This is a genomic window from Streptomyces sp. NPDC001920 (assembly GCF_053594495.1).
The window spans coordinates 169,293-193,167 of the sequence record NZ_JBSFEP010000012.1 but is presented as its reverse complement, the minus strand read 5'-3'; the positions used below and the strand labels follow the sequence as shown (position 1 = coordinate 193,167).

23 protein-coding genes are annotated in these 23,875 nt (G+C 72.1%); 14 read left to right on the top strand and 9 right to left on the bottom strand.

The annotated features are described in order from the left end of the window. The first annotated feature begins 21 nt into the window (after positions 1–21). Positions 22–903: a non-homologous end-joining DNA ligase gene (gene ligD / locus ACWCPI_RS21995; RefSeq protein ID WP_451039692.1), complete on the top strand. Its 882-nt coding sequence runs from the start codon at positions 22–24 to the stop codon at positions 901–903. Positions 904–980: 77 nt separating this feature from the next. Here ligD and ACWCPI_RS21990 read toward each other — a convergent pair whose 3' ends face one another. Then, on the bottom strand, positions 981–1,787 hold the full coding sequence (locus tag ACWCPI_RS21990; RefSeq protein WP_451039691.1) for a nuclease-related domain-containing protein: 807 nt from the start codon (positions 1,785–1,787) through the stop codon (positions 981–983). A 114-nt stretch (positions 1,788–1,901) separates the two neighbouring features. On the opposite strand from ACWCPI_RS21990, the gene ACWCPI_RS21985 reads away from it, so the two are divergent. The 6 genes from ACWCPI_RS21985 (at position 1,902) to ACWCPI_RS21960 (ending at position 8,022) form a co-directional block, all read left to right on the top strand. Then, on the top strand, positions 1,902–2,408 hold the full coding sequence (locus ACWCPI_RS21985; RefSeq protein WP_451039690.1) for a protein-tyrosine phosphatase family protein: 507 nt from the start codon (positions 1,902–1,904) through the stop codon (positions 2,406–2,408). A gap of 92 nt (positions 2,409–2,500) precedes the next feature. Continuing rightward, the gene (locus ACWCPI_RS21980; RefSeq protein WP_451039689.1) at positions 2,501–3,229 is read left to right on the top strand and encodes a hypothetical protein; all 729 of its coding nucleotides are present in this window, start codon (positions 2,501–2,503) and stop codon (positions 3,227–3,229) included. Beyond that, a complete protein-coding gene (locus ACWCPI_RS21975) occupies positions 3,226–4,476 on the top strand; it encodes an ATP-binding protein (protein ID WP_451039688.1) in 1,251 nt (416 codons plus the stop codon). Before ACWCPI_RS21980 ends, ACWCPI_RS21975 begins: the two co-directional genes overlap by 4 nt. Before the next feature lie 114 nt (positions 4,477–4,590). Further along, a complete protein-coding gene (locus tag ACWCPI_RS21970; RefSeq protein ID WP_451039687.1) occupies positions 4,591–5,124 on the top strand; it encodes an SH3 domain-containing protein in 534 nt (177 codons plus the stop codon). Between the two features lie 43 nt (positions 5,125–5,167). After that, positions 5,168–6,550 carry an FtsW/RodA/SpoVE family cell cycle protein gene (locus ACWCPI_RS21965; RefSeq protein WP_451039686.1) on the top strand — a complete coding sequence of 461 codons (1,383 nt, stop codon included), beginning with the start codon at positions 5,168–5,170 and terminating at the stop codon, positions 6,548–6,550. Continuing rightward, positions 6,547–8,022, top strand: a complete 1,476-nt coding sequence (locus tag ACWCPI_RS21960; RefSeq protein WP_451039685.1) for a penicillin-binding transpeptidase domain-containing protein — start codon at positions 6,547–6,549, stop codon at positions 8,020–8,022. Before ACWCPI_RS21965 ends, ACWCPI_RS21960 begins: the two co-directional genes overlap by 4 nt. Here the strand turns inward: ACWCPI_RS21960 and ACWCPI_RS21955 are convergent. Beyond that, positions 7,999–9,966, bottom strand: a complete 1,968-nt coding sequence (locus tag ACWCPI_RS21955; protein ID WP_451039684.1) for a nitrate- and nitrite sensing domain-containing protein — start codon at positions 9,964–9,966, stop codon at positions 7,999–8,001. The genes ACWCPI_RS21960 and ACWCPI_RS21955 overlap by 24 nt on opposite strands. 166 nt (positions 9,967–10,132) lie before the next feature. Here ACWCPI_RS21955 and ACWCPI_RS21950 point away from each other — a divergent pair, with 166 nt between their 5' ends. Next, on the top strand, positions 10,133–10,651 hold the full coding sequence (locus tag ACWCPI_RS21950) for a DUF3291 domain-containing protein (protein WP_451039683.1): 519 nt from the start codon (positions 10,133–10,135) through the stop codon (positions 10,649–10,651). A 16-nt stretch (positions 10,652–10,667) separates the two neighbouring features. On the opposite strand, the gene ACWCPI_RS21945 is transcribed toward ACWCPI_RS21950, so the two are convergent. After that, positions 10,668–11,774, bottom strand: coding sequence for a ferritin-like domain-containing protein (locus ACWCPI_RS21945; protein ID WP_451039682.1), 1,107 nt, complete (start codon positions 11,772–11,774; stop codon positions 10,668–10,670). Positions 11,775–11,863: 89 nt separating this feature from the next. Between ACWCPI_RS21945 and ACWCPI_RS21940 the strand changes: the two genes are divergently transcribed. The 4 genes from ACWCPI_RS21940 to ACWCPI_RS21925 all read left to right on the top strand — a co-directional run bounded on the left by ACWCPI_RS21940 (position 11,864) and on the right by ACWCPI_RS21925 (position 15,369). Continuing rightward, the gene (locus tag ACWCPI_RS21940) at positions 11,864–12,802 is read left to right on the top strand and encodes an AurF N-oxygenase family protein (RefSeq protein WP_451039681.1); all 939 of its coding nucleotides are present in this window, start codon (positions 11,864–11,866) and stop codon (positions 12,800–12,802) included. Positions 12,803–13,112: 310 nt separating this feature from the next. Beyond that, a complete protein-coding gene (locus ACWCPI_RS21935; RefSeq protein ID WP_451039680.1) occupies positions 13,113–13,766 on the top strand; it encodes a TetR/AcrR family transcriptional regulator in 654 nt (217 codons plus the stop codon). Then, positions 13,759–14,151 carry a hypothetical protein gene (locus ACWCPI_RS21930; protein ID WP_451039679.1) on the top strand — a complete coding sequence of 131 codons (393 nt, stop codon included), beginning with the start codon at positions 13,759–13,761 and terminating at the stop codon, positions 14,149–14,151. The genes ACWCPI_RS21935 and ACWCPI_RS21930 overlap by 8 nt, the downstream gene beginning before the upstream one ends. Positions 14,152–14,253: 102 nt before the next feature. After that, positions 14,254–15,369: an NlpC/P60 family protein gene (locus ACWCPI_RS21925; protein WP_451039678.1), complete on the top strand. Its 1,116-nt coding sequence runs from the start codon at positions 14,254–14,256 to the stop codon at positions 15,367–15,369. On the opposite strand, the gene ACWCPI_RS21920 is transcribed toward ACWCPI_RS21925, so the two are convergent. Genes ACWCPI_RS21920 through ACWCPI_RS21900 form a run of 5 tightly spaced genes read right to left on the bottom strand, consistent with a single transcriptional unit; the run spans position 15,287 to position 21,058 of the window. Further along, positions 15,287–16,540, bottom strand: coding sequence for a styrene monooxygenase/indole monooxygenase family protein (locus ACWCPI_RS21920; protein ID WP_451039677.1), 1,254 nt, complete (start codon positions 16,538–16,540; stop codon positions 15,287–15,289). The two genes, ACWCPI_RS21925 and ACWCPI_RS21920, sit on opposite strands and share 83 nt — an antisense overlap. 13 nt (positions 16,541–16,553) lie before the next feature. Next, positions 16,554–17,201 carry a GTP-binding protein gene (locus tag ACWCPI_RS21915; protein WP_451039676.1) on the bottom strand — a complete coding sequence of 216 codons (648 nt, stop codon included), beginning with the start codon at positions 17,199–17,201 and terminating at the stop codon, positions 16,554–16,556. After that, positions 17,182–17,619: a DUF742 domain-containing protein gene (locus ACWCPI_RS21910; protein ID WP_451039675.1), complete on the bottom strand. Its 438-nt coding sequence runs from the start codon at positions 17,617–17,619 to the stop codon at positions 17,182–17,184. Before ACWCPI_RS21910 ends, ACWCPI_RS21915 begins: the two co-directional genes overlap by 20 nt. Further along, entirely contained in the window at positions 17,616–18,119 is a 504-nt protein-coding gene (locus ACWCPI_RS21905) for a roadblock/LC7 domain-containing protein (RefSeq protein ID WP_451039674.1), read from the bottom strand. The genes ACWCPI_RS21910 and ACWCPI_RS21905 overlap by 4 nt, the downstream gene beginning before the upstream one ends. Then, entirely contained in the window at positions 18,116–21,058 is a 2,943-nt protein-coding gene (locus ACWCPI_RS21900) for a nitrate- and nitrite sensing domain-containing protein (protein WP_451039673.1), read from the bottom strand. The genes ACWCPI_RS21905 and ACWCPI_RS21900 overlap by 4 nt, the downstream gene beginning before the upstream one ends. 406 nt (positions 21,059–21,464) lie before the next feature. On the opposite strand from ACWCPI_RS21900, the gene ACWCPI_RS21895 reads away from it, so the two are divergent. After that, positions 21,465–22,253 carry a protein phosphatase 2C domain-containing protein gene (locus tag ACWCPI_RS21895; protein WP_451039672.1) on the top strand — a complete coding sequence of 263 codons (789 nt, stop codon included), beginning with the start codon at positions 21,465–21,467 and terminating at the stop codon, positions 22,251–22,253. A 42-nt stretch (positions 22,254–22,295) separates the two neighbouring features. On the opposite strand, the gene ACWCPI_RS21890 is transcribed toward ACWCPI_RS21895, so the two are convergent. Next, positions 22,296–22,790, bottom strand: a complete 495-nt coding sequence (locus ACWCPI_RS21890; RefSeq protein WP_388801740.1) for a MarR family winged helix-turn-helix transcriptional regulator — start codon at positions 22,788–22,790, stop codon at positions 22,296–22,298. Positions 22,791–23,032: 242 nt separating this feature from the next. Between ACWCPI_RS21890 and ACWCPI_RS21885 the strand changes: the two genes are divergently transcribed. Continuing rightward, the gene (locus tag ACWCPI_RS21885; protein WP_451039798.1) at positions 23,033–23,863 is read left to right on the top strand and encodes a lysozyme; all 831 of its coding nucleotides are present in this window, start codon (positions 23,033–23,035) and stop codon (positions 23,861–23,863) included. Positions 23,864–23,875: the final 12 nt, after the last annotated feature.

Genomic DNA, 23,875 nt, shown 5'->3' with positions numbered 1-23,875 from the left:
TATTTCTGGAATTCTCATGGTATGACGCCGATCACAGAGGTGGAGGGGCGACGGCTCGCGCTCAGCAATCTGGAGAAGGTGCTGTATCCGGAGAACGGCTTCACCAAGGGCGAGATGCTGCACTACTACGCCACCACCGCCGACGCCCTGCTGCCGCATCTGCGCGATCGGCCGCTGTCCTTCCTGCGGTATCCGGACGGCCCGGACGGCCAGGTCTTCTTCGCCAAGAACGTCCCGCCCGGCACCCCGGACTGGGTCACCACCTCCGAGGTGCCGCGCGTCGAGGGACCGGCGCGGATGGTCCTGGTCCAGGACCTGGCGAGCCTGATGTGGGCCGCCAACCTCGTCACCGAGTTCCACACGCCCCAGTGGGTGATCGACGCGCCGGGCGAGGCCGACCGGCTGGTCTTCGACCTCGACCCGGGCTCACCCGCCACGGTGGTCGAGTGCTGCGAGGTGGCCCTGTGGCTGCGCGAGCGGCTCGCGGCGGACGGCATCGAGGCGTACGCGAAGACCTCCGGCTCGAAGGGGCTCCACCTGTGCGCGTCCATCCGCCCCGCGCCCTCCGAGCGGGCCACGGAGTACGCCAAGGCGCTCGCCGTGGAGGCCGAGAAGGCGCTGCCCCGGCTCGCGATCCACCGGATGACGAAGAGCCTGCGGCCCGGGAAGGTCTTCGTCGACTGGAGCCAGAACGCCGCCCGCAAGACGACGGCCACGCCCTACACCCTGCGCGCGCGCCGCGAGCCGACCGCATCCGCACCCGTGACCTGGGAGGAGGTCGAGGACTGCCGCTCCCCCGAGAACCTGACCTTCCTCGCCCCCGACCTGGCCCCGCGCCTGCAGGACTACGGCGACCTGCTGTCCCCCCTCCTGGACCCGGCACGGGCCGGCACCCTGCCCTGACCCCACCCACCACCCGCTGCCCGACGCCGGCCGGCGCCCCCGGCCACGCCCGGCACTCACCCCCGCCCCGGCGTGACTCAGCCGAGCACGCCCCACACCCGCCGGTCCCGGGCCATCGCGTGCAGCGCCTCCACATCCGCCGGCTTCAGCACCCCGCCCACCCGCGCCAGCCCCTCCACCTCCGTGTCCCTGAGGACCCGGACCTCCCGCGGCGGCGCGGGAACCACCACGTCGGAGGGGGCGACCAGGGCGAGGACCGGGCGCACCTCGGCGGTCAGGGTGTAGGAGGCGCGGTCGGCGTCGGCGCGGACCCGGCGCAGCAGGGGCTGCGGCTCGCGGCGGCCGAGGGAGACCATCGGATCGGCCACCGTCACCTTCTGCTTGCGGGCGTACAGGGCGTGCAGGGCGAACAGCCCGCCCGGCCCGATCACCAGGTGATGGATCCGGTCGCCGCCGGGAAGCGGCAGGGAGTGCAGGGTGTGCCACCCCGCCCCGTCCAGCCGGTCCAGGATCTCCCCCACCGCCTGCTCCGCCGTGAGCGCCCGGCGCCGCGGGTCGGGACGCAGCCGGTGGGCGGGCCCCGGGTCCCGGTCGAGGTCCACCAGGAGCGCCTCGCCGGGCCGGTTGGGCGCGAGGTCGTCGTCCGGGTGGAGGGCCAGCCTGACCAGCTCGGCCGGGGTGGGGACCGGAGGCGGGCCCACCGTCACCGGTCCGGTGACGAACGGGCCGAGGGCCTCCAGCACCTCTTCTCTGCGGTCCTCGCTGAGCAGGTTGATCCTGGCAGCCTCCCTGTCGTACCAGGCGATGTTCCGCCCGTCCGTGAGGCACACGTAGAGCCGTTCCCGACCGTGCCGCCAGGTCGGTACGACGCGCAGTCCGCTCATGCACCATCACCCCACTGACCATGGGAACAGGCAGGGTGCTGCCCGGGCAAGAAGCCGGTTACCCTCGGCAGGAGTTGGGCAGACCCCCCGAGAGGGGTGGTGGGGGAGGCGCCGTTGCGTACGCGCAGGAAGCAACCCGACGTGCCGGCTCCGGACAGCCCGTGGAGCGAGATCGTGCCCGGCCTGTGGATGGGCGGGCACGAGTTCCGGGGGCCGTCGGGGCAACTGGAGTTCGCCGTCGTGACGGACGAGTTCGACGTCGTACAGACGCTGCTGCGGCTGCCCGGGCACGGACCCGACCCCGGCGTCGAGCACCATGTGTGGCCGATCCCCGACGGGCCGCTGGACGGCACCCAGCTGGCGGGGGTGATCAGGCTGGCGGAAGCCGCGTGCGAGGCCCTGGACGACGGCCGCAGGGTCCTCGTCCGCTGCTATCACGGCTACAACCGCTCGGGGCTCGTCGTCGCCCACGCGCTGATCCGCCGGAACCGCTCCGCCGAGCAGGCGATCCGGCTGATACGCTCCCGCCGCTCTCCGTGGGCTCTGCACAACGAGCTGTTCGTCGACTACCTCCGGGCCGGGCTCCCGACCGCCCGGCTCCTGGAGGAACTCGCCGAGTAACCGTTTCGCCCGTCCGCCCACCGGGTGCGCAAAAAGGACTTCCGTACGAATAGGGTGTACGGACTGATCACCACCCCAGCCCCGGGAGAGCCGTGCCCCGCAGCCGCCCCACGCGCATCGTCGCGCTCGTCGCCCTGTTGCTGGCGACCGCGACGGCGTGCGGTGACGCCGGGGGGCTCCAGGGCGCGGGTCCGACGGAGACCGCGATCAGCCCGGACAAGCTCTGGCCACAGCTGACGCCGGCGTCCAGCCCGGCCTATGTCGTCGGCGAGGTGAACCGGGAGGTCGTCAAGGGCGTCGCCGTCCCCGAGGGCGACATCCGCGAGGTGGACCCGGTGGCGGTCGTGCGCGGGGAGATCGCCGAGAGCCCGGGGGACTACGACGGCGACAAGGCGCCGTACCACCGCACCGGCAGTCTGATGGCCTACTGCGACGAGGGCGCCGGGCGCGGCCGCTGCCCGGTGCTCCAGCCGTACTACCGGGACCTGACCGGCGACGGGCGCCCCGACCTCACGCTGGGCTTCCGGCTGATGCCGGGCAACACGACCGCGGTGCGGGTCTACACCGTGGAGAAGCGCAGGCTCGTGCAGGTGATGGAGTGGGACGACGCCGTCAGCGGCGTGGAGCTGGCCGGCCGGTCGGTGATCCTCCGCTCGCCGTCGGAGGTGGCCGGGTACGAGTACCGGTTGCAGTGGACCTGGGACGCCGACCAGAAGGCGATGCTGCTCACGCACGACGAGATGCTGCGCACCGGACCCCGTAAGAAGACCCCGCGCCCCTCCCCCTCCTTCTCCCCGTCGCCTTCTGCGAGCACCCCATGAGGCTCGCGCTTCCCCAGTGGGCCGGCACCCTCGCCGTCAAGGCCGCCGTCTTCATCACGATGATGTGCTGCGCCCTCGCCGCGCTGCTCGGCATCCTCGTGCATGTCTCGGTGACCAACCAGACCGTCGGCCAGGCCCGTGATCTCGCGCTGTCCCGGCTGGAGGACGCGACGGCGGCGTTCGAGGCCGGGGACCCGCTCAGGCCGGGCGTCGGACTCGATCCGCCGGAGCTGCCCGAGTCGCTGCGGGACCTGGCGCTGACCGGGGACCGGGGCACGGTGGTCGCCGAGCACCAGGGGCACCCCACGATGTGGGCGGCGGGCCCGGCCGACGACGAGCGTGTCCTCGCCGTCCGGGTCGACTACTCCCAGCAGGCCCGCACCATCGAGGGCCTGGACCGGGCCATCCTGTGGTCGTCGGGGCTGGCGATCGGGGTGACGGTGCTGGTGGGCGCGTTCGCGGTGACACGGGTGACGCGCCGGCTGCACACCACGGCCCGGGTGGCCCGGCGGATCAGCGCAGGCGATCTGGACGCGCGGGTGGACGACCCCCGCACGAAGGACCCGAGCCGGCCGCAGGACGAGGTGGCCGCGGTCGCCGCCGCCCTGGACTCCATGGCGTCGTCGCTGCAGGGCAAGCTGCTCGCCGAGCAGCGGTTCACGGCCGACGTGGCGCATGAGCTGCGCACGCCGCTGACCGGGCTGCACGCGGCGGCCGAACTGCTGCCCTCGGGGCGGCCGACGGAGCTGGTACGGGACCGGGTGGCAGCGCTGCGCACGCTGACCGAGGACCTGCTGGAGATCTCGCGGCTGGACACCGGCCGGGAGCAGCTGGAACTGGACAGCGAGCCGCTGGGGGCGCTGGCGGAGCGGGTGGTGCGGGCGTCCGGCACCGACACGGAGGTCGTCGTCGCCCGGGACGTCATCGTGGAGACCGACCGGCGGCGCCTGGAGCGGGTGCTGGGGAACCTGGTCGCCAACGCGCACAAGCACGGGCGCAGGCCGGTGTCCCTGACCGTCGACGGGCCGGTCGTGACGGTGCGGGACCACGGGGACGGCTATCCGGGGTACCTCGTCGCGCACGGGCCGCAGCGGTTCCGTACCGAGGGGGGATCGCGGGGGCACGGGCTGGGGCTGACCATCGCGCTGGGCCAGGCGGAGGTCCTCGGAGCCCGGCTGACGTTCGCCAACGCGGCGGACGGCGGAGCCGTGGCCCGTCTCGTCCTGCGCCGGCAGGCACCGGCCTGAGGCCGCGCCCCCGCGGGCGGCTGCGCCCCTATGGCCCAGCGTGACGCGCGACCCTCCAGACGGACTCCTAATGTGGCGAGTAGTCAGGTTCGTCCCTCTCGCATGGAGGTCCCCATGGCCCTGCGCTCTCGCCTCGCCATATCCGTCGCCGTCGGCGCACTCGTCGCCGCGGCCTGCGCCACACCCGCCGTCGCGGATGACGAGTGGGGGTCCGGGACCGGCTCGGGCACGTCCCAGGGCGACTGGGGCGGGGGCCAGGGAGACGGCGGCGGAAACGGCCAAGGAGACGGCGGCGGGAACGGCCAGGGGGACTGGGGCGGCGGCCGAGGGGAGGGCGGAGGCGGGAACGGCCAGGGGGAGGGCGGAGGCGGGAACGGCCAGGGCGACTGGGGCGGCGGGGGCCACGACGACCAGCGGTTCACCCGGGGTCGCGTCACCGCGGGCACGCTGCTGCTGCGCAGCGCGCCCAACCGGGGCAGCCAGGTGATCCGCACCGTCCACCGCGGGGACATCGTCAAGATCTTCTGCAAGACGCCGGGCCAGCGGGTCGACGGCAACCCGCTCTGGTACCTGCTCGCGGACGGCACCTGGGCCTGGGGAGCGGCCCGGTACATCGAGAACATCGGGGCCGCGCCGCGCTGGTGCTGACACATAAGACACACAAGACGGATGATTTGGGTAAGTTCCGGACATGACCAAGGCCGGAACCACCCTGGTGGCAGCGGACGCGCCCGCTCCCGCCGCACCGCTCCCCCGGCGCCGCGGCATCGAACTGGCCCTCATCGTCGTGGCCGTCCTGCTCTCCGTGTACGGCTACTGCGCGGTCGGCCTCGCCAGGGACGGCACCGTCCCGCCCGGCGCCGCCGGTTACGGCGCCGGGCTCGGTGTGCTCGCGGTGCTCGCCCACCTGGCGGTGCGGCTGCGCGCCCCCTGCGCCGACCCGCTGCTGCTGCCGATCGGCGTGCTGCTCAACGGCCTCGGCCTGGTCCTGATCTACCGGCTCGACCTGGAGACACCGGACGACCTGGCCGCTCCCGCCCAACTCGTGTGGTCCACGCTGGGCGTGGCGCTGTTCACCGTGGTCGTCCTCCTGCTGCGCGACCACCGAGTACTCCAGCGCTACTCCTACGTCTGTGTCGTCGCCGCTCTCGTCCTGCTCACCCTGCCGATCTTCTTCCCTTCCGTGAACGGCGCCCGCATCTGGATCCGGATCGCCGGATTCTCCATCCAGCCGGGCGAGTTCGCGAAGGTGCTGCTCGCGGTGTTCTTCGCGGCGTACCTGGCCGCCAACCGCAGTGCGCTGGCGTACACGGGCCGCCGAATCCTGGGTTTCCGCCGGCTGCAGTTGCCCACCGGACGGGTGCTCGGCCCGATCGTCGCCATCTGGCTGCTCAGCGTCGGCGTGCTGATCCTCGAACGGGATCTCGGTACCTCGCTGTTGTTCTTCGGCCTGTTCGTGGTCCTGCTGTACGTCGCCACCGGCCGCACCGGCTGGATCGCCGTCGGCCTGCTGCTCGCGGCGCTCGGCGCGGTCGCCGTCGGCCAGTTGGAACCCCATGTGCACAGCAGGGTCGAGGACTGGCAGCACCCGCTCGCGTCGATCGAGGCGGGCGAGGGCCCCAACCAGCTGTCCCAGTCCCTGTTCGCCTTCGCGGCGGGCGGCGTCTTCGGCACCGGACTGGGCCTCGGCCACTCGATCCTGATCGGTTTCGCGGCCAAGTCGGACTTCATCCTCGCGACGGCCGGCGAGGAGCTGGGCCTGGCGGGCCTCGCGGCCGTCTTCCTCCTCTACGGCCTGCTGGTGGAGCGCGGCTTCCGCGCGGGCCTCGCGCTGCGCGACCCCTTCGGCAGACTGCTCGCGGTGGGGCTCGCCTCGATCGTGGCGCTCCAGGTGTTCGTGATCGCGGGCGGGGTGACGGGCCTGATCCCGCTGACCGGGATGGCGATGCCGTTCCTGGCACAGGGCGGCTCCTCGGTGGTCACCAACTGGGCGATCGTGGCCCTGCTGATCCGGCTCAGCGACAGGGCGCGCAGCCGGTTCGGCGTCCCCGAGGACGGGGAGGCCGCCCGATGACCCGGCACATCCGGCACGCCGCCTTCTTCTGCGCCCTGCTGCTGGTCGCGCTGCTCGTGAACGCCGCCCGCATCCAGGTCTTCCAGGCCCCGTCCTACGACGACAACATCGCCAACCGGCGGACCACCATGGCCCGTTACGGACAGCCGCGCGGCGACATCCTGGTCGGCGGCGAGCCGGTCACCGGATCCCACGACACCCGCGAGCACCTGCGTTACGAGCGGACGTACACGGACGGCCCGATGTACGCGCCGGTGACCGGCTTCGCCTCGCAGGTGTACGGCACGACGTTCCTGGAGCAGACCGAGGACGGCGTCCTGTCGGGCACGGACCCGCTGCTGTCGCCGTTCCCCCTGTGGAACGGCACCGCCCGCGACCGCTATCCCGCGGGTGACGTGGTGACCACCCTGCACCGGGCCGCGCAGGAGGCGGCGTACGAGGGGCTGGCCGGCCGCAAGGGCGCGGTCGCCGCCGTCGAGCCGTCGACCGGGCGGGTCCTGGCCCTGGTGTCGGCACCGTCGTACGACCCGTCCGTGCTGTCGGGCAACGGCTCGTCGGTGACCCGGTCCTGGAAGTCCCTGAACGGCGACCCCGACAAGCCGATGCTCAACCGGGCGGTGCGCAAGACGTATCCGCCGGGTTCGACCTTCAAGGTGGTGACCGCGGCGGCCGCCCTGGACGCGGGTGTCGTCGAGGACCTGGACGAGCCGACCGACTCCCCCGACCCGTACCGTCTGCCGGGCACCAGGACCAGGCTGACGAACCCGTCCAAGGGCTGCGCGGACGTCTCGTTGCGCAAGGCGTTCGAGTGGTCGTGCAACACCGTGTTCGCCAGGCTGGGTGTGCGGGTGGGAGCGGAACGGATGGCCGCGACGGCCAGGACCTTCGGCTTCAACGACGCCGATCTGCGGATCCCGTTCCCGGTCGCCGAGTCCACCTTCGACGCCAAGGTGGACCGGGCGCAGCTCGCGCTGTCGTCGATCGGCCAGTACAACACGAGGGCCACCCCGCTGCAGATGGCGATGGTCGCGGCGGCGGTGGCGAACGGCGGGCAGGTGCGCTCGCCGTATCTGGTGGAGCGCACGACCCGGGCGAGCGGCGGCACGGTCGCGACGGCCGGTTCGCGCCCGATGCGGCAGGCCATGCGCCCGTCGACCGCCGTCCAGCTCAAGGAGCTCATGGTGGACGTGGTGCGGGAGGGCACCGGCACGAACGCCTGGATCCCCGGCGCGACCGTGGGCGGCAAGACCGGCACGGCCCAGCACGGCCTCGGCAACTCCGGGACGCCGTACGCCTGGTTCGTCTCCTGGGCGCAGGGCGACCGCGATCTGGAGCCCAAGGTCGCGGTCGCGGTGGTGGTGGAGGACGCGGACCCGGACCGGGGCGAGATCAGCGGGGGTGGGGACGCGGCACCGGTCGCCCGGGCGGTGATGGAGGCGGTGCTGAGGTCACCCTCGCAGGACGGCCGTTGACGTCGGCTCCTGGATCAGGGCGGCGGGCAGGGCGACGTACGCCGTGACGCCCGTGCCCTGCGTGGGACGCAGTTCGACCTGGGCGCCGAGGCGGACGGCGAGGGCGCCGACGACGTGGTGGCCGAGGAACCTGGTCGGGGCGGTGTGCGGGGTGCCGCCCCGGCCCGACAGCACCCGGTTGGACTCGGCCATGCGCTCCGGTGCCATACCGATCCCCCGGTCCACGACGGCCAGGCAGTATTCACCGCCGTCCCACCAGCCGTAGACCTCGACGGGCTGCTTGGGCGGGCTGAACATCAGGGCGTTCTCGACCAGTTCGGCCAGCAGGTGGGACAGTTCGGCGACGCAGTGGCCGCGGACGCCGCACTGCTGGATGTCGACGGCGGCGACCCTCTGGTAATGCTCGACCTCCGCCACGGCCGACCGCACGACGTCGGCGACGGGGACCGTGCCCTTCCAGGACCGGGCCGGCGACTCCTCGCCGGCGAGCACGAGCAGCGACTCGGCGTTGCGGCGCATCCGGGTGGCGAGGTGGTCGAGTTCGAACAGTTCCGCGAGGGCGTCCGGGTCCAGCTCCTGGCTCTCCAAGGTGGTGATGAGACCGAGCTGCCGGTTGAGCAGGCTCTGGTTGCGGCGCCCGAGGCTGGCCAGGGACTCGGTACTGGTGCGACGCAGGGCGGCCTGCTCGGCGGCGAGCCCGACGGCGGTGTCCTCGACATTGCGCAGGGCTGCGGCGAGACGGCTGATCTCCCTTGCGCCACCCGGGAGTTCGCTCCGCCCGTCCTCGGCGGCAGGGGCGCTGCCGGGGTCGGCCTCCTGGATCCGCCGCACGGCCTCGGGCAGCCGCGTCCCCGCGACGGCGTCCGCCTCGTCGGCGAGGGCGCCGAGCGGCCGGGTGATGGAGCGGGCGGAGAAGAGGGCGAGCGCGACGGCGACCGCGACGATCAGCGCCCCGAGGGCGAGGAAGCCGCCGAGCTGGCGGGTGGCGGCGGAACCGGCGTCGGCGGCGCGGGCCCGTACGTCGTCCCCGACGGCCCGCTGCACGGCGTGCAGATCATCGACGAGGGTCGTCATGTCGGCCCACCAGCGGCCCGGGGCCACACCGAGCGCGGACCCGTCGGCCCCCCGCTCGGCCCGCGCCTCGTACCCGGCGACCCGGCGTGCGGCGGCCGTACCGAAGGCGTCGTCGAGAGCGGACTCCTGCCCCTTGCCCGCCAGTTGCCGGAACTGCCCCACAGCGGCCACCCGGGCGGCGCGGACCTCGGTGAAGTCGAGGTACTCCCCGGCCCGGAACCGCCCGGCCGCGAACACCCCGTTGAGGGATCCGCGTTCGAGCGCGACGGCCTCCGTCGCCCTGGCGAGGGCCTGGAGCGCCTGCACGCCCTGGGCGATCCGCCGGTCGCCGTCCGGGGCACCGGCCGACTCGGCGTCGATGAGGGCGGTGACGGCCTCGGTGTACGTCCGCAGGGTGGCGGCGCGGTCGGCGGTCCCGGCGTCGACGTCCTCGCGGGTCGTGGTGAGGGCGCCCAGCTGGCCGTCGGCGGACCGCAGTGCAGAGATCGCGGCACCGGGCAGCGCGCCGCCCTCCTCGTCGAGCGCGGTGCGCAGCGCGTCCCGTGCCTCGTCGGTGCGTCCGCGCTGCGCGACGACGTCGTCGCGGTACCCCTCCTCGCCCCCCAGCAGCCCGTTGGTCAGTCCGCGTTCGCGCTGCACCTCCCGGACCAGCTCCTGTGCCTTCAGCAGCACCCCGACCTGTGTCTCGGTCTTCCGGGCGGTGGACCAGTCGGCGGCCCGGTCGGCGACGCCGAGCCCGATGAGGGCGAGCAGCAGGCAGGTCGGTACGGCCAGCACGATGGCCATACGGCCGCGGATGGAGCTCCATCCGGGCAGTGCGGCCGGGCGGCGCAGGGTCGGGCGAAGGGTGGTCAGTACATTCCCCGTCATGCTCCGCGAGGCTACGGGCGGGCCGGTCAGCGCGGGGTTTCCCGCCCGTAAGACGGCGGTGCACAGGTCCTCACGCGGCTGTCGTCCCGGCTGTGAAAGAGGGCATGTGCCCATATTCTGAGATGTTCCCTGGGCTTGCCTCGCCGCCCGACCTATCGTTCGGCCCATGACGTCATCAACCGCGCCGGAAGCCGCCTACGAACTCGCCCAGGTCAACATCGCCCGCCTCAAGGCCCCGCTGGACTCACCGCAGTTGAGGGACTTCGTCGACAACCTCGACCCCGTGAACGCCGACGCCGAGGCGGCCGACGGCTTCGTGTGGCGGCTGCAGGACGACTCCGGCGACGCGACGGCCGTACCCGTCTTCGGTGACTCCTGGCTCATCATCAACCTGACGATGTGGCGCGACACGAACGCCCTGACCGCGTACATGTACCAGGGCCGCCACCGCGAGATGCTGGCTCGTCGCCGCGAGTGGTTCGAACGCGTGCAGGAGGCGATGACCGCCCTGTGGTGGGTCCCCGCAGGCCACCGCCCGACGGTCGCGGAAGCCGAGTCCCGCCTCCTCCACCTCCGCACGAACGGCCCCACGCCGTACGCCTTCACCCTGCGTACGTCGTACCCGCCCCAGGGGGCCCAGCCGGTGCGGGGCGAGGTACCGGACGGACTCGGCTGCCCGGCCTGACGCCGGGCCGGGCCCCTCAGCCCTCCGCCCCCGCCTCGACGGCGTCCGCCACCTCGGCCACCCGCTCCCGCTCCTCGACGGCGAACCGCTCGGCGTCCAGCTTCTCGGCGATCTCCTCGTCCTGGGCCATCAACAGGTCCAGGTTCGAGTCGCCCATCTCGAAGACACCCATGTCGACATAGGCCCGCTGGAGCCGTTCGCCCCACAGGCCGATGTCCTTGACGCAGGGGACGATGCGGGAGAAGAGCAACTGGCGGAACAGGGCCAGGAACTCGGACTGTTCGCTGTACTCCTCGGCCTCGGCGGTCGGGATGCCGAAGTTCTCCAGCACCTCGACGCCCCGCAGCCGGTCGCGCATCAGGTAGCAGCCCTCGATGACGAACTCCTCGCGCTCACGCAGCTCGGCGTCGCTGAGCTGCGTGTAGTAGTCCCTGAGCGCCATCCGCCCGAAGGCGACGTGCCGGGCCTCGTCCTGCATGACGTACGCCAGGATCTGCTTGGGCAGGGGCTTGTCCGTGGTGTCCCGGATCATGCCGAAGGCCGCCAGCGCCAGCCCCTCGATCAGGACCTGCATACCGAGGTAGGGCATGTCCCACCGGCTGTCCCGCAGGGTGTCCCCCAGCAGTGCCTGCAGGTTGTCGTTGACGGGGTACAGCATCCCGATCTTCTCGTGCAGGAAGCGGCCGTAGATCTCCGCGTGCCGGGCCTCGTCCATGACCTGGGTCGCCGAGTAGAACTTCGCGTCGAGGTCGGGGACGGACTCCACGATCCGCGCGGCGCAGACCATCGCGCCCTGCTCACCGTGCAGGAACTGGCTGAACTGCCAGGAGGCGAAGTGCTTGCGCAGCTCGCCCTTGTCCTGGTCGGTGAGCTTCGCCCAGTACTTGGTGCCGTACAGGGACAGCGACTCGTCGGGGGTCCCGAGCGGGTCGCAAGGGTCCACGTCCAGGTCCCAGTCGATGCGCGTCCGCCCGTCCCACTGCTTGTCCTTGCCCTTCTGGTAGAGCGCGAGGAGGCGGTCGCGGCCGTCGTCGTACTCCCAGCTGAAACGTGCCGCGCCGGTCGCCGGCACCTGCCAGTGAGGGTCTCCCGGATCTGCGACGTACAGGTCGAAAGTCGGCATGTCCCGCAGGCTCACACGTGGTAGACGCGCGGTCAACAAGTTGCGCACAAGGGATTGACGGGCTTGCTGACAGGCAGTCTCATAAGGGCATGACGACGCTGACGGAAGCCGATGCGGTCGCGGGGTTGCGCGATGCGCTCGGCCTGCTCAAGGACCGGGAGCAAGTGGCCCAGCGGCTGCTCGACTCCTCCGCCAAGCACTCCTTCGACCCGGACAAGGAGTTGGACTGGGACGCGCCCTTCGAGGAGGGCAAGTGGTTCTGGCCACCGGAACTGGTGTCCCTCTACGACACCCCGCTGTGGAAACGCATGGGCGAGGAGCAGCGCATCCTGCTCTCCCAGCACGAGTCGGCTGCCCTGGCGTCCCTGGGCATCTGGTTCGAGATCATCCTCATGCAGCTCCTGGTCCGCCACATCTACGACAAGGCCGCGACCAGCGCACACGTCCGCTACGCCCTCACCGAGATAGAGGACGAGTGCCGCCACTCCAAGATGTTCGCCCGACTGATCTCCCACGGCGGCACCCCCTGGTACCCCGTCAGCCGCGTCCACCAGCACCTGGGCCGCCTCTTCAAGACGATCTCCACCACGCCCGGCTCCTTCACGGCCACGCTGCTCGGCGAGGAGGTCCTCGACTGGATGCAGCGCCTGACGTTCCCCGACGAACGCGTCCAGCCCCTCATCCGCGGCGTCACCCGCATCCACGTGGTCGAGGAGGCCCGCCACGTCCGCTACGCCCGTGAGGAACTGCGCCGCCAGATGGTGACGGCCCCCAGGTGGTCGCAGGAGTTCACCAGGGTCACCTCCGGCGAGTTCGCCCGCGTGTTCTCGGTGGCCTTCGTGAACCCCGATGTCTACACGAACGTAGGCCTGGACAAGCGCGAGGCCATGGCCCAGGTCAAGGCCAGCGCCCACCGCCGCGAGATCATGCAGACCGGCGCCAAGCGCCTGACGGACTTCCTCGACGACATAGGCGTCCTGCGCGGAGTGGGCCGCCGCCTGTGGAAGTCATCGGGCCTGCTGGCATAGACGAATTCCACGCCACACCCCCCACCACCCCCAGGAGCCGCCCCCGAGCAGGCCGCAGGAACACACACCCCCACCGGCGGCCGGCCGCCCACGGCGCGAAGGGGCCGTACCGGGGGGTGCCCGCCCGCAGCGGCCGGCGTCAGGACACAGCACCTCCTGTCCCGACCCCAGCCGCCGGCCCGAGGACGGACACCCCCCGGTACGGCCCCGCCCCCCACCAGCCCCAGGCGCCACACCCGCCCCCACCGAGCCCCCACCGAGCCCGCACAGCCGCCGCAGGCATCACGCCCACCCGACTACCCTGCTGGTCATGACGCCCTCGGCACCCACCCCCGCCTACCGTCGCCTGAGCGTCGAGGAACGCCGCAGCCAACTCCTCAACGCCGCGCTCACCCTCTTCGCGCACCGCGCCCCCGAGGACGTCTCCCTGGACGACGTGGCCGAGGCGGCGGGAGTCTCCAGGCCCCTGGTGTACCGCTACTTCCCCGGCGGCAAGCAACAGCTCTACGAGGCCGCCCTGCGCTCGGCCGCCGAAGAGCTCCAGCACTGCTTCGCCGAACCCCGCGAGGGCCCCCTCCTGGGCCGCCTCACCCGGGCCCTGGACCGCTACCTCGCCTTCGTCGACGAGCACGACACCGGCTTCAGCGCCCTCCTCCAGGGCGGCAGCGTCGTGGAGACCTCCCGCACGACAGCCATCGTGGACGGTGTCCGCCGCGCCGCCGCCGAGCACATCCTCGACCACCTGGAGATCGCCGACCCCGGCCTCCGCCTCCGCATGACCGTCCGACTGTGGATCACCGCGGTCGAGGCGGCGTCCCTCATCTGGCTCGACGAGGACAAGCAGCCACCCGTGCAGGAACTGCGGGACTGGCTGGTGGAGCAGTTCACCGCCGCGCTCGCGGTCACCGCGACCAGGGACCCGCAGACCGCCGCCCTGGCCGAGAAGCTCGCGGCGGATGGCTGACACTGGTGCCGTGAAGAGCGAAGACACCCCCTTCGAGGGCGGCCCGATGGACGGCCGCGTCCTGCCCGTACTCCTCGGCATCACCGGCCACCCGCCCAAGACGTACCGCATCCCGGTCCCGGACCCGCACGGCGGCCCGCCCACCGTCCTCGTCTACCGCCGCGTCCCGCGCACGCCGGGCGCCCGCATGGGCCTGACGGCGCGCTGGAAGTACGAGTACGCCCCGGAAGGCGCCCCCACCCGCCGCCTGAACTGGCCGTGGTCCAAGCCGAACGCGACACCGGACACCACGCCGAACGCGACACCGGACACCACGCCGAACGCGACACCGGACACCACGCCGAACGCCACGCCGGACGGCAAGCGGGACGACACAAAGGAGTGACGCGGCTGCGCCGGACCGCGCACAGCCACCGAGCGAAGAGCGGGCGATCACCCGATGCTCACGATGCGGAGCAGAGAGCCTCTCCGCATCGGAGGTGATGACGTGTCAGGAAGGATTCTGCGTCTGGCGTGCACGGCGGTGGTGGCCGGCACGATCCTCGCACCGGCACCGGTACCGGCGATGGCGGCTCCCGAACCACAAGAGCGGTCCGTCGCCGAGCTGCTGACGGACCTTCAACGTCTGTACCGGCAGGCCGAGCGGGCCACGGAGACCTACAACGCCACCGAGGAGAAACTGAGGAAGCAGCGCGCCGAGGTGACCCGCCTGGAAGCGGCACTGTCCCGCGCACGGCTGTCCCTGCACGACAGCCGGGGCGCGGCCGGCCGCCTGGCCCGCCAGCAGTACCAGGACATCAGCGACCTCTCCCCGTACGTCCGACTGCTCCTGGCCCGCGACCCACAGCACGCCCTGGACCAGGGACATGTCATCGGCCGACTGGCACGGGAGCGCGCCGAGACGGTCGGCCGTCTGACCGGCAGCGAGCGGAAGGCCGGTGAACTGGCCCGCAGGGCCCGCAAGGCCCTGGACGAGCGACTCGCCCTCGCCGAACGGCAGAAGAAGGACAAGGAGGCCGTACGCAAGCGTCTGAGGAACGTCGAGGAGCTCCTGGCCTCACTGACCGCCGACCAGCTCACGGCCCTGGCCGAACTGGAGCGCAAGGGCATCGCCAAGGCGCAGCGGGCGTTCATGGCGTCCGGCGCCCTGGCCAAGGACGACAACAAGCCGTCCGGCAAGGCCGACCGGGCGATCCGCTACGCCAAGAAGCAGCTCGGCAAGCCGTACAAGTGGGGCGCCGAGGGCCCGAAGTCGTACGACTGCTCGGGCCTGACGTCCCAGGCATGGGCCCACGCCGGTACCCCGATCCCCCGCACGAGCCAGGAGCAGTGGGCGCAGCTCGAACGCGTTCCGCTGACCGAACTGCGCCCCGGCGACCTGGTGGTCTACTTCCCGGACGCCACCCACGTGGCCCTGTACCTGGGCAAGGGCAAGGTGGTCCAGGCCCCGCGGACCGGCGAGAAGGTCAAGATCTCCCCGATCGCGTCCAACCCGGTCCTGGGCGCCGTACGCCCCGGGATCAAGCCGCCGAAACCTCGGCGAGATACGCCTTGGTCTTCTCAGGCTCGTAGAAGTAGTTCTCGAAATCAGCCGGGTCGTTGAAACCGTTGGCGAACCGGTCGGCGACCGTCTGCAGCTGCCCGGCCGCCCCGATGAGGTCGAGGATGTGCTCGGGCGGCGGCGCCAGCATCGCGTTGGTCCACTTGGTCACGTGCTGGGCGGTGGCCCAGTACCGGTCGAACGTGGCACGCATCCAGGTCTCGTCGAACTCCTTGTCGCCGTGCTCGACGATCGAGGCGAGGTAGGCGGCGGCGCACTTGGACGCGGAGTTGGAGCCCTGGCCGGTGATGGGGTCGTTCGCCACGACGACGTCGGCAACGCCCAGCACGATCCCACCGCCGGGGAGACGGCCGACGGGGTTGCGGACGGTGGGGGCGTAGCGCCCGGCCAGCGTGCCGCCGGCGTCGGTCAGCTCGACCTTGGTGGCCCGCGCGTACTCCCAAGGCAGGTACCGCTCCATGAGTCCCAGGGTCAGGGAGAGGTGCTCGGCCGGGTCCTTGACACCGTCGAAGACGTCGAGCGGGCCGCCGGGTATGCCTTCCCAGAACAGGATGTCGGCACGGCCGGAGGTGGTCAGGCACGGCATGACGAACAGCTCGCCGACGCCGGGGACGAGGTTGCAGCGGACCGCTTCGCTGTCGGGGTGCTCGGGGCGCGGGCCGAGGCCGTGGACGTACGAGACGGCCAGGGCGCGCTGCGGCTCGCTGTAGGGGGACCGCTCGGGGTCGCGGGCGAACATCTGCACCAGCTCGCCCTTGCCCGCCGAGACCAGTACCAGGTCGTACGTACGGGAGAAGTAGTCGAGGTCGCCGACGGCGGCGCCGTGGATGACGAGCTGGCCGCCGCGCTGGGCGAAGGTCTCCATCCAGCCGGCCATCTTCACCCGCTGGTCGATGGACTGCGCGTGCCCGTCGAGCCGGCCCAGCCAGTCGATCGCACGCGCGGAGGGGCCCTCGGCCCAGGAGCCGGGGGCGGCGACGGAGACGCCGAGCCCTTCGATCTTCGGGGCCTGGGACTCCCAGAAGTTCAGCTGGAGATCGCGCTCGTGCTGCAGGGCGGTGTGGAACATGCACTGCGTGGACATGACCCGGCCGCTGCGGATCTCGTCCGCCGTCCGGTTCGACATCAAGGTGACCTCGTACCCCTGCGACTGGAGGCCGAGAGCGATCTGGAGCCCGGACTGACCGGCTCCGACGACGAGTATCTTCCGCATGCGGGGCTGTCTCCTACTCGGGGGTTTCGTCGAGCGCGTGGCCCACGAGGGCCAGGAGGGTCTCGATCACGGAGATCCGGCGACGCGCGTCCATGATCATGACAGGTATGTGCCGCGGGATGGTCAGAGCCTCCCGCACGTCCTCCGGCTCGAACAGCTCACTGCCGTCGAAGTGGTTGACCGCGACGACGTACGGCAGTCCGGAGCTCTCGAAGTAGTCCAGGACCGGGAAGCAGTCCTTCAGACGTCGGGTGTCGGCCATGACCACGGCGCCGATCGCGCCACGCACGATGTCGTCCCACATGAACCAGAACCGCTGCTGGCCCGGCGTGCCGAACAGGTAGAGCACCAGGTCGTCGTCGAGCGTGAGACGCCCGAAGTCCATGGCCACGGTGGTGGTGGACTTGCCCGGCGTGGCGGTGAGGTCGTCGGTGGCCTCGCTCGCCTCGGTCATCAGCGCCTCGGTCTGCAGCGGCGTGATCTCCGAGACGGCGGTGACCAGCGTGGTCTTGCCCACGCCGAAGCCGCCGGCCACGACTATCTTCGTGGCGATGGGCGCGCGGGTGCGGTCCGTCTGCCAGGACTTCAGGTCCTCGTCGGGCTCGACGAACGGGGTGGTACCGCCGACAGCGAAGGCGGCGTCAGAGACGACGGAGTCCACTCAGCACCCTTTCCAGCAGCGCGCGGTCCGGCCGGCCCGTGCCATGACCGGTTCCGGTGCCGTACACACGGATCTTTCCCTGGTCCGCGAGGTCGCTCAGGAGCACGCGGACCACGCCGAGCGGCATCTTCAGCAGCGCGGCGATCTCGGCCACCGTGCGCATACGGCGGCACAGTTCGACGATGGCCCGCATCTCCGGCATGACCCGGGAGCTGAGGGAACCATTCGTCAGTTCCTTGCGCTCCTCGGCCGCCTCCAGCGCGGCCGTGCTGCTGACGAACGTCTCGACGAGCAGCACATGGCCGAAGCGGGTACGGCCGCCGGTGAGCGAGTAGGGGCGCACCCGGGCGGGCTTGCGGTCGCCGCCGCGGGTGGGGAGCAGGGGCTTGGTGGGCGGCTTCTTCGGGAGGTTGCTCATCGGGTACTCCCCGCCGACGCGGTCTCGAGGGATTTCCGTAGCTCGCTGCGCAGTTCGGGGGTGAGGACGTGGCCGGCGCGACCGACGAAGAGCGCCATGTGGTAGGCCACCACGCTCATGTCGCAGTCCGCCGACCCGTGCACGCCGAGCAGCGAGCCGTCGCTGATGGACATCACGAACAGGCTGCCCTCGTCCATCGCGACCATGGTGTGCTTGACCCCGCCGAACTCCATCAGCCGGGCGGCGCCGACGGTGAGGCTGCCGATGCCGGACACGACGGTGGCGAGGTCGGCGGAGGAGCCACGGGGGCCGCTGGGCCGGTCGGTCCCGGCCTCGCGGGCCGCGGTGTTCCGGGCGTGGTCGGAGGAGAGGAGGAGCAGGCCGTCGGAGGAGACGACGGCGACCGACTGGATGCCCGGCACCTCCTCGACCAGATTCGTCAACAACCAGTGCAGGTTGCGGGCTTCACTGCTCAGTCCGAAGGTACTGGGCGCGGTCAACTGCTTGCCTCCTCGACTGTGCCCCCCGTGGCTGCTTCGGATTCGGTGCTCGGTGTCTTGCTCTGGCCGGTCTGGTCGGCGATCTCCGCCTGTACGTCGCGGTACCCGGCCTCCGCTCCCTGGCGGAAGCCACCCAGCCTCCTGCGGAGGGCTTCGGCGTCGACTCCGGCGGTCCGCTGTCGCGGGGCCGGTGCGGGTGCGGTGATCTTCGGGGTGCGCTTGGGGAGGCCCTTGTCGGTGAGCAGGTCCTCGTCCGCGGTGCGGGCGTGTTCCGCCTCGGCTTCGGCTTCGGCCTCCACCTCGGCGTCGGCTTCGGCTTCGGCTTCGGCTTCGGCTTCGGCTTCGGCTTCGGCTTCGGCGGGAGTGTTGTCGCCGTCCGCGGCCGCCGGTTCGGGGGCCGTCTGCTCCCCCGTCGGCTGCGCCGGGATCAGCAGCTCCATCGTGGTCTCGGCGGGATGCTCCCGCTCCCGCTCGGCCGCCGGCCCCGCCTCCCGGCGCTCCGTCGCCGGCCGTACGGCGTCCCTGCTCTCCTCGGCGGCTTCCGGCTCCCGTACGGCCCTTTCGGCCTCCGCCGGCTCCGGTACGGCTCTCTCCGCGTCGCCGCCCTCCGCGTCGCCGCCCTCCGCGTCGCCGCCCTCCGCGTCGCCGCCCTCCGCGTCGCCGTTCTCGCGCACCGCCTTCTCGGCGAGGGCCACCAAGGGGTCGCTGTTCTTCGCCCGGCCGTGCAGGAGGTTGGAGTTGGCCTCCGCGTCGGCACCCGGCAGCGAGAAGGCCTGGGCACCGGCGTGCTGCGGTGCCTGGGACGGGACCGCGGCCGCGGGGGCCGCCGCGAGCAGGCTCCCCGGCAGGACCGCGACCGCCGCGATGCCGCCCTGCTTCTGCTCGCGCAGCTGGACGCGGATCCCGTGGCGGTGGGCGAGGCGGGCGACGACGTACAGGCCGAGTCCGAGGCCCTCGTCGCCCTCCTGGTCGTAGGTGGCCTCGGGGTCGAAGTCCGCGAGGCGGGAGTTGAGGCGCGCCAGCCGCTCCTCGGTCATGCCGATGCCCTCGTCCTGGACCGAGAGCATGACCTCGCCGCTCTCCAGCAGCCAGCCGGAGATCTCGACGGGCAGGTCGGGCGGGGAGAACGAGGTGGCGTTCTCCATCAGCTCGGCCAGCAGGTGGGAGAGGTCGTCCGCGACGAAGCCGGCCAGGTGCGCGTGCGGCGGGAGCGCGGCGATACGGACCCGCTCGTACCGCTCGATCTCACTGACCGCCGCGCGGACGACGTCGACGAGCGGCACCGGCCCGGCGTGCTGCTGGACGTGTTCGGTGCCGGCGAGGACGAGGAGGTTCTCGCTGTGCCGGCGCATGACCGTGGCGAAGTGGTCGAGCTTGAAGAGGGTCGCCAGCCGGTCCGGGTCCTGCTCGCGCTCCTCCAGCCCCTCGATGACGGCGAGTTGCCGCTCGACGAGGCCGAGGGTGCGCAGCGCGAGGTTCACGAAGGTGCCGCCGATGCTGCCGCGCAGCCGCTCCAGCTGGGCGGCGGAGTCGGCGAGTTCGGCGCGCAGCTGCTCGCGGGCGTCGGCCATCTTCTGGCGCTGGCCCACCAGGTGCTTGCGGTCCGCCTCCAGCGTGGTGATGCGCTCGTGAAGGGCGGCGGCGTGCGCGTGCAGGGCGTTGACGGAGTCGACGACCTGGGCGAACTCGTCCTTGCGGCCGGTGAACTTGACGGGCTCCTCGGCCGCCGGGTCCTCGGCCTCGGCGAGCCGGGCGGAGCCGAGCCGCAGGACGGCCAGGGGGCGGGTGAGGCTGCGGGCCATGCCGGTGGCGACACCGACGGCGAGCAGCATCAGGGCGCCGAGGACCGCGATCCGGATCTCCAGCGCCGTGACGTCGTCGTCGCGCAGTTCCTCAAGGGCCTTGGTGCGGCGGTCGTACAGGGCGGACTCCACGCCGCGCATCAGGTCGACCCGGGCGGAGAGGGCGGCTTCGGCGCGCCGGACGTCGGCGGCCAGGTCCCGGTCGGTGAAGGCGGGCTGGTCGGTGAGGGCCGCCAGGTACTTCTCGGCGTTGTTGACCTCGGGGCCGGTGACCGTGGAGTCGTACGAGGTACGCGCGGTCTTGAGGGCGGTGTCGTGGAACCCGGCGAGGGCGGCGTCGGAGCGCAGCCGGGCCTGCTGGGCGGCGGCGCTGAGGGCGGCGCGCTGCTTGGCGTCGGCCTCCGAGGAGGTCTTCCGGGTGGTCGCGAGCCCGGTGACCGGGTCGATGACCGTCTCGGTGGTGGTCGGCACGCTGAGGGCGGCGAGCAGCAGCCCCCGGGCGGCCGCGGCCTGCTGCACGGCGGAGTCCAGCTCGGCCAGGGCGTGGGCGCCGGCGCCCGCGCGCGGCGGCATCTGCTCGGCCAGCCGCTCGGCGAGCCGGTGCAGTTCGGTGATGGCGGCCGAATAGGCGGCGTGCGCCTCCAGCGCGGTGCTCTTGCCGGTGAGCGCGGACCGCCGCACGGCCGCGATGCCGTCGAGGTCGTCGCGCAGTGAGGCGGGTGTGTCGGTGTCGGTGCGCAGTTCCTCGACCTGCCGGTCGACGCGGGCGCTGCGCTGCTCGCTGGGCGCCTTGGACTTGGGGCGGCCGGCGGCGATGTAGGAGGTGACCTCGTCGCGTTCGTCGGCGAGGGAGTGGGCCAGGGTGAGCGCGTCCTCGGTCTGCTCGGCGAGGGTCACCAGTTCCTGGGAGTCGTGCAGTTGCCCGGAGGCGGCGACGATCGAGGGCGCACCGGCTCCGGCGATGGCGGCGGCCACCACGGCCACGGCGACGATCAGCCGGTTGCGCACGTGGGTGGGGCGCCCCTTGCCGGCGGGTGCGGCGTCGGTCGTGGTGCCGGGAGTGGGCTGCGTGGCCCCCGCGGAGGGCGACTGCTTGCCTGAGCGACGAGGCCGCATCTTCTGCACCGGTGCTCGCATTCCTGACTCGTGATACCCATGGGTTCGGATGACGCTTTGTCAACTACCGCTGACCTCGCGTGCACCCCTCCCCCAAGCTCTCGACTCTGCGCGAGCAGGGGGTGCCCTCACCGGTCCCCGACCCTCCCAGTGCCGGTGGGCAACGGTCGCGCATCACCTGACCCGCCACCCGAAGGAGTGAACCCCGGAGGGGAGTTGGCGGGCAAGTTCCTCTGGCTCGTGCACGGGCCTTGCGCGGCGGGCCGGTTGGACGTCTGCGGCGGGCGATGGCAGTATTCGCCGCCACGCCTGGCCGGAGCCGACCATTCCGCCGCAAATCCGGCGGCTGACCTGCGCGCCTACGCCCATTCGGCAACCGATGCAGGCCCTTTGCGAACCTTGTGAAGGGCTCGTGCAGACTGGCCGGATGCGAACTGAGCTTGTTTCGGCACCCGGCGATCCGGCCCGCCCCAACGAGGACTTCGCGAGTGTCGCGCTTCCCGCCTCGGGACAGGGCGGCGCGCTGGTGGTCCTGGACGGGGTGACGCCGCCGAGGGGTGAGACGGGTTGTCTGCATTCCGTCCCCTGGTTCACCGCACGGCTCGGCGGAGCACTGACCGAACTGACCGTTTCACTCCTGGATGTTCCCCTCGCAGATGTCCTGGCCCGTGCCATCGCACGTACCGCCGACTCCCACGCCGCAACCTGTGACCTTTCTCACCCACGCACCCCGCAGGCAACCGTCGCTCTGGCGCGGTGGACGGAGGCGACGGTCGAGTACCTGGTCCTGTCGGACTCCGCGCTTCTGACGGAGTCCCCCGACGGGGCGGTCACCGCCCACCTGGACGACCGTCTGGCCCTCCTCCCCCGCGCGTCGCTGGCCACGGACGCGATGATCGACGCCCACATCCGCAACAAGGAGGGCGGCTTCTTCACGGCCGCCGCGGATCCGACGGTGGCGGCACGGGCGGTGACGGGGGCGCTGCCGCGCACGGAGGTGCGGGCGCTGGCCGCCATGACCGACGGGGCGACGCGGTGGGTGGAGACGTTCCGCGAGGGGGACTGGGGGGACTGCTTCACCTTCGTACGGAAGGAAGGGGCGCGGGCGCTGGTGGAGCGGGTGCGGGCGCTGGAGGCGGCGGACGCCGAGGAGCGGGCGTTCCTCGGGCGGAGCAAGACGCATGACGACGCGACGGTCGTGTACGCGCAGTGGTGAGCGGCGGGAGCGCCCGGCGGCACCGCGGGCCCCGGCCGGGGGCTACTTCTCCATGCCCCGGTTCAACTGGTTGAGCAACCGCGCCAGCTCGGCCACCTCACCCCGGTCCCAGTGGGAGAGCTGCTCGACGTACCGCGCCCGCCGGGCCTCGCGCACCTTGGAGACCCGGCCGCGGCCCTCTTCCGTGAGGTGCACGAGCCATGCCCGCCCGTCGGCGGGGTCCGGCTCCCTGGCGACCAGGCCCAGGTCCTCCAGGGCCCGCAGCTGACGGGACATGGTGGCCTTGCCGACGCCGATGTAGGCCGCGAGCTCGGTGGCCCGCTGGCGGCCGCACTCACCCAGCCGGACCAACAGGCCGTACGCCGCGGGCTCCAGGTCCGGATGGACCTCGCGGGCCATCTCGCCCTGCTTGGCGCGGGCGCGCCGCAGGAGCACCGTCAACTCCCGTTCGAGATCGAGGAACTCGGGCCGGCCCGGGCCACCTCCGGGCACCCCGGATCCGACTCCCCGTCCGTCGCCGTTCCCGTTGTCGTGCACGTCAGCCCCTGCCTTGATTCCCGGTCCCGGGGATTTCGCCGACCGCCGCGGTCGTCACCCCTGCTCCTTCAGTATTTCGCAGGCCGGGACCGACGGCAGCCTCCGGATTCCGCTCCCACCTGCTGTTCTGCGTGCGTGACGGCAGCACCGAAACAGTCGAGCGGCATGTACGCGACATCACGGTAGCCGGAGCCGCGGCCCACTCCTCCACCGAGCGGTTCCGGGCCTTCGGAGGCACGCTGTTGCCCGTGCACAGACCTGAACCGCTTCGCGCCCGGGGCCCGTACCTCGCCGGGCTCCTGCTGCTCGCCCTCACCCTCCTCCTCACCACCCGGACCGCCCCCGCCGCCGCCCGCGACGAGGTCCCGCCCCGCGGCTCCGCCCACATGGGCATGGGGGTCGCGGCCCACGACGGCGTGCACGGCCTGCCCGCCGGCACCAAGGCCGCGCGGACCGAAGGCGTGGACGTATCCAGCCACCAGGGGTACGTCGACTGGCCGACCCTGTGGAACAGCGGGGTCAAGTGGGCCTACGCGAAGGCCACCGAGGGGACCTACTACACCAACCCCTACTTCGCCCAGCAGTACAACGGCTCCTACGACATGGGCATGATCCGGGGCGCGTACCACTTCGCCACCCCGGACACCACCGATGGAGCAACCCAGGCCGACTACTTCGTCGACCACGGCGGCGGCTGGTCCCGCGACGGCCGGACCCTGCCGGGCGTCCTCGACATCGAGTGGAACCCGTACGGGGACACCTGCTACGGCAGGACACCGAGCGCGATGGTCACCTGGATCCGCGACTTCCTGACCCGGTACAAGGCCCGCACCGGCCGCGACGCCGTCATCTACACGGCGACCAGCTGGTGGACCCGGTGCACCGGCAACCACAGCGGCTTCGCCACCGCCAACCCGCTGTGGATCGCCCGGTACGCGGCGACGGTGGGAGAGCTGCCCGCGGGCTGGAGCTACTACACGATGTGGCAGTACACCTCCTCCGGCCCGACGGTCGGCGACCACAACAAGTTCAACGGGGCACTGGACAGGCTGCAGGCGTTGGCCAACGGCTGACCCGGAGCCGTA